Source organism: Cognataquiflexum nitidum, assembly GCF_022538055.1.
Lineage (GTDB): Bacteria > Bacteroidota > Bacteroidia > Cytophagales > Cyclobacteriaceae > Cognataquiflexum > Cognataquiflexum nitidum.
Genome location: NZ_JAKZAM010000022.1, coordinates 78,192 through 86,941, shown reverse-complemented (window position 1 = coordinate 86,941; position 8,750 = coordinate 78,192). Strand labels below are relative to the sequence as shown.

The following is an 8,750-nucleotide window of genomic DNA, read 5'->3' as shown; positions in this document are numbered from 1 at the left end:
TATTTTGGTGAAAAGCTGTTTGAACGGATGGTTATTGCAGCTCTTCATCCTTACGTGCAGTGAAGCGGATACACATATAAAAAAAATAGCACTTCCTAAAAGCTTACGATTTCAAAGAATATTTTTAAAATTTTTATAAAAAGAAAAATCAATTTACCTTGTTGCTATAGTTCAAAACAACAGAAATATCAAGTTTTAACATATCAATTATCCGTTTTACTCCTTTTGGTTCTTCCCAATTACAAATGAAAATAACCCCGATAAAATCTTCAGTGAATTTCAAAGGCTTGGTTATCATCCCTTTTTTTGAACAAGAAGAAAATGATGCTTCCATCTCTTTTGAGTCATTTACTATTTCAAAGCATCTGTTTTTAGGAAAAAAAGACAGTCAATTTATCCTAGAGGACAATGGGTCTGAAAGAATTTATCTTTTAGTGGGACTTGGGAAATCTCCAAACTATAAGAATGTCAAAACGGTTTTCCGAAGACTGACTGCCAGACAGGAAGTACTTTTTGAGAAAAAGGTTTTGGTATGGCTAAATGACAAGATGGATTCTGATTTCCTTGAAGCAGCGGTTTCGGGATTATTTCTCGGAACTTACCGACTTGGTCATTACAAAAAATCTGAAAATGAGGCTAAAAACTGGTCAAAGATCAATATATCCATATTCTCGGCTGTAAACGAATCAAAAAAAATCATTGAAAAAGGCTTGAAGATAGCGGCTGCACAAATTGAAACTTTTAATTTGGTGGATTTACCACCCAACAAAATCACCCCTAAGTACCTTGCTGATTGGGCTTCTGATGCCGGAAAAAAGTTTGGGTTTGATGTCAAAGTCCTTGACAAAAAGAAAGCAGAAAAGGAAAATCTAAAAGCCTTTTTGGCTGTCGGACAGGGGAGCCAACGGGAACCCCAATTCATTATCATGAAATACCGCTCAAAATCAGCCAAAAAGCATTTTGGCTTAGTAGGCAAAGGTGTCACCTTCGATACCGGAGGGCTTAATATCAAAACCCAAGGCATGGTTCACATGAAATGCGACATGGGTGGTGCCGCGACAGTCTTGGGTGCTATGCAACTTATAGCAGACCTCGGGCTTGAAGTGAACATTACAGCTGTGGTGCCTTGCGTCGAAAATGCTATAGACAGCCGTTCTTTTTTGCCTTCAGACGTCATTGGAAGTTATAGTGGCAAAACAATAGAAGTCATTGATACTGATGCTGAAGGAAGGTTAATTCTAGCTGATGGACTCTCCTACCTGATCCAAAATTTCAAACCTGATACAGTCATAGATTTTGCGACATTGACAGGAAGTGCCGTGGGTACATTTGGCTATGAGTGCGCCGCGTTATTTTCCAAAAACGAAGAATTATCAAAAAATCTCCAACAATATGGAGAAAAGATTGGAGAAAGGTTATGGCCACTGCCGATGTGGGATGAGTACAAAACTGAAATGGATTCTGAAATTGCCGATATCAAAAACTATCATGGCAAACCTTATGCAGGGGCAATCACAGCAGCAAAATTTTTGGAATATTTTACGGAAAACCATACCTCCTGGGCTCATATCGACATTGCAGGAACAGCATTTGGCGATTCCGAATTTGCAAAAACAAAGCACGCCACTGCATATGGAGTACATTTATTAATTAAATTGATAGAAAATCTTTAGACTATGGAGGATACCTACAAGACATTTTTGTGCATTTCTAATTATTTCAAAGGAAGTGCCTTTTTGACTGCTTTAAAAAAAGCAGGAAATAAGGTGTATTTGATCACTTCAGAAAAACTGAAAGAAAACAACTGGCCAAGAGAGTACATTGATGAGATTTTTTACATGCCCGGGCAAGACCTGGATTGGGATCTTGAAACATTGTTGGTCGGCGTCGGTGGTCTGATGAAAGCTGTTAAAATAGATGCTATAGTGGCTTTAGATGATTATGATGTAGAGAAAGCTACTTTTCTGAGGGAAAATCTACGGATCCCAGGAATGGGTCAAACTACAGGAAGGTATTTTAGAGACAAACTCGCCATGAGGATGAGGGCACAGGAGGCGGGAGTTTTGGTACCGGCTTTTTCGGCACTTTTCAATGACCAAGAGATCAATCATTTTGCAGACAATGTGCCTCCTCCATGGGTATTGAAACCAAGGTCTGAAGCTTCAGCACATGGTATCATCAAAGTCTACGACAAAGAAAGTCTTTGGCAAAATATCCATGATATGGGCGACAACCGTCTAAGATATCTCGTAGAACAATTTAAACCCGGGGATGTCTATCATGCTGACGGGCTCAATCTGGACGGAAAAAACATTTTCTGCACAGTTTCCAAATACCTAGCGACACCAATGGAAATCTCCCAGGGTGGTGGAATATTCAGGAGTGCCAATGTTCCCTATAATTCTGAAGATGACAAATCCATGCGGAAAGCAAATGAGGAAGTGATGAAAGCGTTTGGAATGAAAAACGGAGCCAGCCACACTGAATTCATCAAGGGAAAGGAAGATGGTCAGGTTTACTTCTTGGAAACCTCATCTAGGGTTGGCGGTGCCCACCTTGCAGAAATGGTCGAAGGCGCAACAGATATCAACCTTTGGGCAGAATGGGCAAAAATCGAAGACTCAGTAGTAAAAGGAAAAAAATACAACTTACCAAAAGTAAAAAAAGGCTATGCAGGGATTGTACTGACCCTATCCAAGTTTCAGGATCCTGACCTTTCAGAGTTCAACGATCCTGAAGTGTGCTTCAGAGTCCCTTTGGACTACCATGCTGGACTAATACTCAAATCTGACAAGCATCTACGAATCAGAGAGTTACTTGATGGTTATACTGAAAGATTGAGTCAAAGTGTATCCTCTGTAGCAGAACAAGAAAAAATCAAAAAATTTCATTGATGATAAAATCGGAGCGTCAATAATGTCAAGGTCCTTTCCGACGCTCCGGGTTTTTAAAACCTCTCTCCATTAATTGTTTTACTCTTTATATAAAATATTTTTGATTTGATTTTTATCTAAAGTACTTTTCAAAAAACCTATCAAAATCATGATCAGAAGAGTTTATTTGGCTTTTTGGATATTGTTGCTTGTCCAGCCTCCTATTTTTTCGCAAGTAGACACTGTTGAGGTATTTAGCACGGCAATGAACAAATCTCTGAAAGCTGCCGTCGTCAAACCAGAAGAATATAACCACAATAATAAATCCTATCCGACTATATATCTGCTTCATGGAGGATCGGGAAGTTTTTCTGATTGGCACAAAAAAACAACTGATCCCAATCTTTTGACCAATCTTGCTAACCAGCATAATGTGATTATTGTCACCCCTGGAGTGGGGCCTTCATCCTATTATTATGATAGTCCACGATTGGATTCGGTTAAATATGAAACCTATTTCACCCAAGAATTGATCCCATTTATAGACAAAAACTACAGGACCATTAATGACCGTCAATCCAGGGCAATCACAGGTCTGTCAATGGGTGGTCATGGTTCATTGATGCTCAGTGCAAAGCATCCAGAATTATTTATTGCAGCAGGAAGCATGAGTGGGGTAATGAATATTGACACCAGGATGTGGAAAGTTGACGAGGATTTTAGAAAACTTAGACAGGACGGGCAAAAAGCAATGTTGGGGGATATCACCTATGATTCACCATTTACTGAGTACACAGTAGTAGGTTTGGTAGACAAAATGAAGGATAATGGGATTTCTCTGATTATAGATTGTGGGATAAATGACTTTTTGCTCGAAACCAACAGACAAATCCATCAATTACTCCTTCAAAACCAAACTCCTCATGAATACACTGAGAGACCCGGTGCCCATACCTGGCAATATTGGACGGAGGCCTTACCTTTTCACATGCTTTTCATCAACAAGGTGTTGGTTAGGCAACCATAGCACCTTCATGGGATTTTCTTTCTTTCAAAATATTGCCCAATAAAGAAGGAATTTGATCAAAATCATTCACTTTGTCAACCACAAAATCAAAACCTTGATTGAGGTAAAGCTGTCTTAAAAGCGGTCCAATATGAGATTTACAAAGGATGATGGTGGCATTTGGATTTAATGCTTTTATCCTTTCAATAACTTGGTCGGGAGAAAATTTTCCCGAACGCATTTTGTAACAGATATTGACAAAAACTAGGTTGGCTTTATATTCAATTATTTTTTCTTCGATAGAATCTTGTGAATAGACTGTCCCAAGGTTTTCTACAAAAGGCAAATTATCAATCATATCCAAAATTTTGACCGTATTGCTTGGTGCAAAATCATAAACAATGGCTTTAATGCGAGATTCATTGGAGTGTAACATATGAGCTATTTTTAATAACTCAAAACTACATCAATCCCCAAAACAGGATAATAGTCAAAAAAGCGATTCTTTTGTAGTTGTTTGTACTACAAATTATGCCAAGCCATTTTCAAAAACATACCTCAATATTTCAGCATTATTATGAAGATGGAGTTTATCCAAAATCCTCTGTCGGTAAGTACTTACTGTACTAACACTTAAGTTTAATTCATTAGCAATGTCAGAAACAGATTTTCCTGCTGCGATCAGCATCATGACCTCCATCTCCCGATCGGATAATTTTTCATGGATGATTTCGGGTTCTTCTCCTAAGCTCTCCGCAAGAATTTCTGTTACTTTTGGACTGATATACTTTTTGCCTTTCATTACCCTTTCTACAGCCTCTACCAATTCATCTCCCGCACTTTCTTTACTTACATACCCGGAAGCACCTGCCTTCAATGTTCTCAGCGCGTAATGCTCCTCGGCTTGCATACTCAGAATTAAAATCGGAGTCTTAATTCCGGCGTTGCGCGCATATTTTAAAACATCAATCCCATTTCTTCCAGGCATTGAAATATCTAAGACAATAAGATCCCATTTTTCTTGATTGATCTTTTTGACTGCTTCTATTCCTGAATTGACCTCTTCAGATATCATCTTTGGAAAAGCATCCTTCAACAATTGTACTATTCCTTTCCTTACTATAGGATGATCATCCGCAATTAAAGCTTTCATATTTTATTGTTTAATAAGGCATATAAAGAATTGATTTTGTTCCCTCACCCGGGGCTGTATTTAGGGTAAACTCTCCTGCAAAACTCTCAGCCCTCTCTTTCATACCCAATATTCCGAGTGATTTGGTGTTTTTTAAGGTCATCGGATCAAAACCCAAACCGTCATCTCTGACAGTAAGTTTTAATGCTTTAGGCCCAAATACCACCTCCACATTGACATGGGTACAATGAGAATGCCTCATGATATTGGTCATACACTCTTGAAAAATTCTGAAAATGGCTGTGGCTTTTTGATTTTCTAAAGGTTTTTCTTCTCCATTATATTTAAAGAAAACAGGAATATTAACAGATTTGGTAAATTCATCAGCTTGCCATTCCAAAGCCGCCAAAAGTCCGAAATCATCCAAAATTCCGGGACGTAAATTTCTGGAAATATTTCTAATCGTACTTACCGTCCTTTCTATCTGTTTGAGAACACCCTGAAGTTTTTCTTTGGTAATATCATCCAGATTAGAGCTTTTTTTCAAAATATAATCAACTTCCATCTTCATCCCTGTAAGTCGCTGTCCCAATTGGTCATGGATCTCTCGGGAAAGGACAGTCCTTTCATCTTCCCTTATTTTTTGGGAATGGAAATTTAGGTTCCGGATAGATTCATAAGCCGATCTGAATTTTTCCTCAATTTCCTTTCTTTCGGTAATATTTTTAAAATATATAATTACAGCATCTTTCTCAGCATTAATCTTAATTTCAACCCAAGATTGATTTTGACCGATTCCCCACTGCATTTCGGCGCCTTTAGGCAAACGATCAATTTTAAATTTATTAACCAATTCTGAGACCAACTCATCCTTGTTTAACTTTTCAAAATCCTGACCACTTGCACTTTCCTCATCGATTTTAAGGATAAAAGCAGCCATTTTATTGATATAAATGATTTTCCCCTGATCATCTAATAACAAAATTCCGGCTGATAAATTATCCAGCAAACTGATCACCTCGAAACCTTCCTTTTCTTTTATTGACATATTTCTTTTGGTTAGTTTCTTATAGATTTTTTTTCAGAAAGACTTTTTGGTATTGACACTTTACGCTCTCCAAGCTTAATTTAACAACTATTTTGTTTAAAAAAAGTCAAATATTAACCTAGGCTATTTGATTACACTTCAATAGTACCTGATTTTTTTTCCAAAAACACCAAATAACACCCTCAGATTAACTATTTCGAAAATAGGTTTTTGTCATTTAGATAATTTACTATTTATTTAAACCATCAAATGGCTATTTTCGCTTTCCTGAAAAATCAAACCCACCATGCTAAAAAGAGTATTTCTGTTCATCTCCCTTCTTGGGTTGAATTTTTATTCATTCGCTCAAAGTGAAATCTCAAAATGGCAGCTTAGGTCACAAAATACTGAAATCATCAGAGACCAATGGGGCATTCCGCATGTCTATGGCAAAACAGATGCCGATGCTGTTTTTGGGATGGTCTATGCACAATGCGAGGACGATTTCAACCGGGTCGAAGTCAACTTTATCAATGCCATGGGAAGAATGGCCGAGGTGGAAGGAATCAACCTGCTTTACTCTGATTTGAGAATGAAGCTGTATATCGACGAAGAAGTAATCAAAAGCGAGTACCTGAATTCCCCCGAATGGCTCAAAGAATTGATGAGCGCCTGGGCCGACGGGATCAATTATTACCTGCATACCCATCCTGAGGTCAAACCCAAGTTACTCACCAAATTCGAACCTTGGATGGCTTTGACTTTCAGCGAAGGAAGCATTGGCGGAGATATTGAAACCATTTCCACCAACGGGCTCAAGGCTTTTTATGGGAAAGAAATGCTTTCCGATCTTGTGTTGGAGGAAAGGGATTGGGATACTGAACCAAGAGGCAGCAATGGCTTTGCCATCGCACCCCAACTTTCGACAAGCGGAAATGCGCTGTTTTTAATCAATCCACACACTTCTTTTTATTTCCGTCCTGAAGTACACATGGTCAGCGAAGAAGGACTCAATGCCTACGGCGCAGTGACTTGGGGACAGTTTTTTATCTACCAAGGATTCAATGAATACAACGGTTGGATGCATACTTCCAGCAAAGCCGATGCGATCGACCATTATGCACTGACTATAGAAAACAGGAAAGGAAAATACCATTACCAGTTTGGAAAAAAATGGCTGCCACTTACCGAGAAAGATATCAAACTCAAATACAAAGAGGGAGATCAGGTCAAAGAGCATACGATAACAGCCTATTACAGCCATCATGGTCCGGTAATCCAGGAAGAAAACGGAAAATGGATCGCCATCGCCCTGATGGTAGAAAGGCAAAAGGCCCTCATTCAATCATTTTCAAGAACAAAAACCAAAAACCACCAGGAGTTCAAAGCCACTATGGCACTCAAAACCAACTCCTCCAACAACACCGTCTATGCCGACAAGGATGGAAATATCGTCTACTACCACGGTAATTTTATCCCAAAAAGAGACCCAAAATTTGATTGGAGAAATACCGTCGACGGCAGCAATCCTGCCACAGATTGGAAAGGGCTTCATGAAGTCGATGAAATGCTTTTGATCGAAAATCCTGAAAACGGATGGATCCAAAACTGTAATTCAGATCCTTTTACAGCCGCCGGACCCTTTTCTCCAAAACGGGAAAATTATCCTGCTTACATGGCTTGGGATGTAGAAAATGCACGGGGACTGAATGCAGTTCGGGTATTGACTGGTAAAAAAGATTTTACTTTGGAATCATTGATTGCCACTGCCTATGACCCTAAGTTGATGGCATTTGAACCTTTGATCCCTTCATTGGAGCAGGCTTATAGGAATCTCCTGGAAACAGATCCACGAAAGGGTAAGCTAAAAAAGCCTATGGAAGTACTTTCCAATTGGGATAGAAATACCGGAGTGAGTTCCGTAGGAACGTCCTTGGCGGTATTTTGGGGAAACCAACTCCTGATGGAAGCAAGAGAAATGGACAGGCCTTGGGATGCTTATGTCTTTGACTTTCTTGCAAAAGAAACGTCAGACAATATGAAGATCGCTGCTTTTGAAAAAGCCGTGGATAAATTATTGGAAGATTTTGGAACATGGAATACGCCTTGGGGAGAGATCAACAGGTTTCAGCGGGTTACCAATGACATCCAGGGAAGGTATGATGACCATCTTCCAAGCTTACCTATCGGCTATAATTCTTCACTTTGGGGTTCCTTGGCCGCCTATGGCAGCAGGGCATATCCCAATACAAAGAAATGGTACGGAAATGTCGGCAACAGCTTTGTGGCAGTAGTGGAATTTGGAGACAAAGTCAAAGCAAAAAGCCTCCTTGCCGGCGGTCAGAGCGGCAATCCCTTCTCCCCTCACTTTGTAGACCAGGCAGAAAGATACAGCAAAGGGGAATTCAAAGACGTAAGCTTCTATCGGGAAGATGTGCTGAAAAATGCGAGGAGGATTTATAAGCCGGGGGTGAGGGAGTAGTTTTCAGTAGGCAATCGCAGTGGGCATTGACCCAACTTGGGTTAGTTTGACTTTTAGTTGAGGGCCGGTGTGTTCCTTTCAGCAGTCAAAAGAAATGGCATCTTTCATTCTTCATATAGCTTTGGGGAATTGAATCACAAATTCAAAATGATAGGAAGACGTAATTTCAAATTGAAACGCCTAGCGACGCAATATGTATTTAGAAACTCTCCTAGCGCAGTAGTAAAGAC

The 8,750-nt window shown here is 39.4% G+C and carries 7 protein-coding genes; 4 read left to right on the top strand and 3 right to left on the bottom strand.

From position 1 onward, the window contains the following. The first annotated feature begins 245 nt into the window (after positions 1 to 245). The 3 genes from MMU07_RS15080 (at position 246) to MMU07_RS15070 (ending at position 3,900) form a co-directional block, all read left to right on the top strand. Positions 246 to 1,673, top strand: a complete 1,428-nt coding sequence (locus MMU07_RS15080; RefSeq protein ID WP_241126706.1) for a leucyl aminopeptidase family protein — start codon at positions 246 to 248, stop codon at positions 1,671 to 1,673. Positions 1,674 to 1,676: 3 nt separating this feature from the next. Next, entirely contained in the window at positions 1,677 to 2,894 is a 1,218-nt protein-coding gene (locus MMU07_RS15075; RefSeq protein WP_241126705.1) for an ATP-grasp domain-containing protein, read from the top strand. A gap of 148 nt (positions 2,895 to 3,042) precedes the next feature. Then, on the top strand, positions 3,043 to 3,900 hold the full coding sequence (locus tag MMU07_RS15070) for an alpha/beta hydrolase (RefSeq protein WP_241126704.1): 858 nt from the start codon (positions 3,043 to 3,045) through the stop codon (positions 3,898 to 3,900). Here the strand turns inward: MMU07_RS15070 and MMU07_RS15065 are convergent. From MMU07_RS15065 to MMU07_RS15055, 3 genes are all read right to left on the bottom strand, one after another. Continuing rightward, a complete protein-coding gene (locus MMU07_RS15065) occupies positions 3,887 to 4,315 on the bottom strand; it encodes a hypothetical protein (protein WP_241126703.1) in 429 nt (142 codons plus the stop codon). The genes MMU07_RS15070 and MMU07_RS15065 overlap by 14 nt on opposite strands. 93 nt (positions 4,316 to 4,408) lie before the next feature. After that, positions 4,409 to 5,032, bottom strand: a complete 624-nt coding sequence (locus MMU07_RS15060; protein WP_241126702.1) for a response regulator — start codon at positions 5,030 to 5,032, stop codon at positions 4,409 to 4,411. A gap of 10 nt (positions 5,033 to 5,042) precedes the next feature. Continuing rightward, positions 5,043 to 6,059, bottom strand: a complete 1,017-nt coding sequence (locus tag MMU07_RS15055) for a sensor histidine kinase (protein ID WP_241126701.1) — start codon at positions 6,057 to 6,059, stop codon at positions 5,043 to 5,045. 286 nt (positions 6,060 to 6,345) lie between these two features. Here MMU07_RS15055 and MMU07_RS15050 point away from each other — a divergent pair, with 286 nt between their 5' ends. After that, entirely contained in the window at positions 6,346 to 8,520 is a 2,175-nt protein-coding gene (locus MMU07_RS15050) for an acylase (protein WP_241126700.1), read from the top strand. Positions 8,521 to 8,750 lie beyond the last annotated feature (230 nt).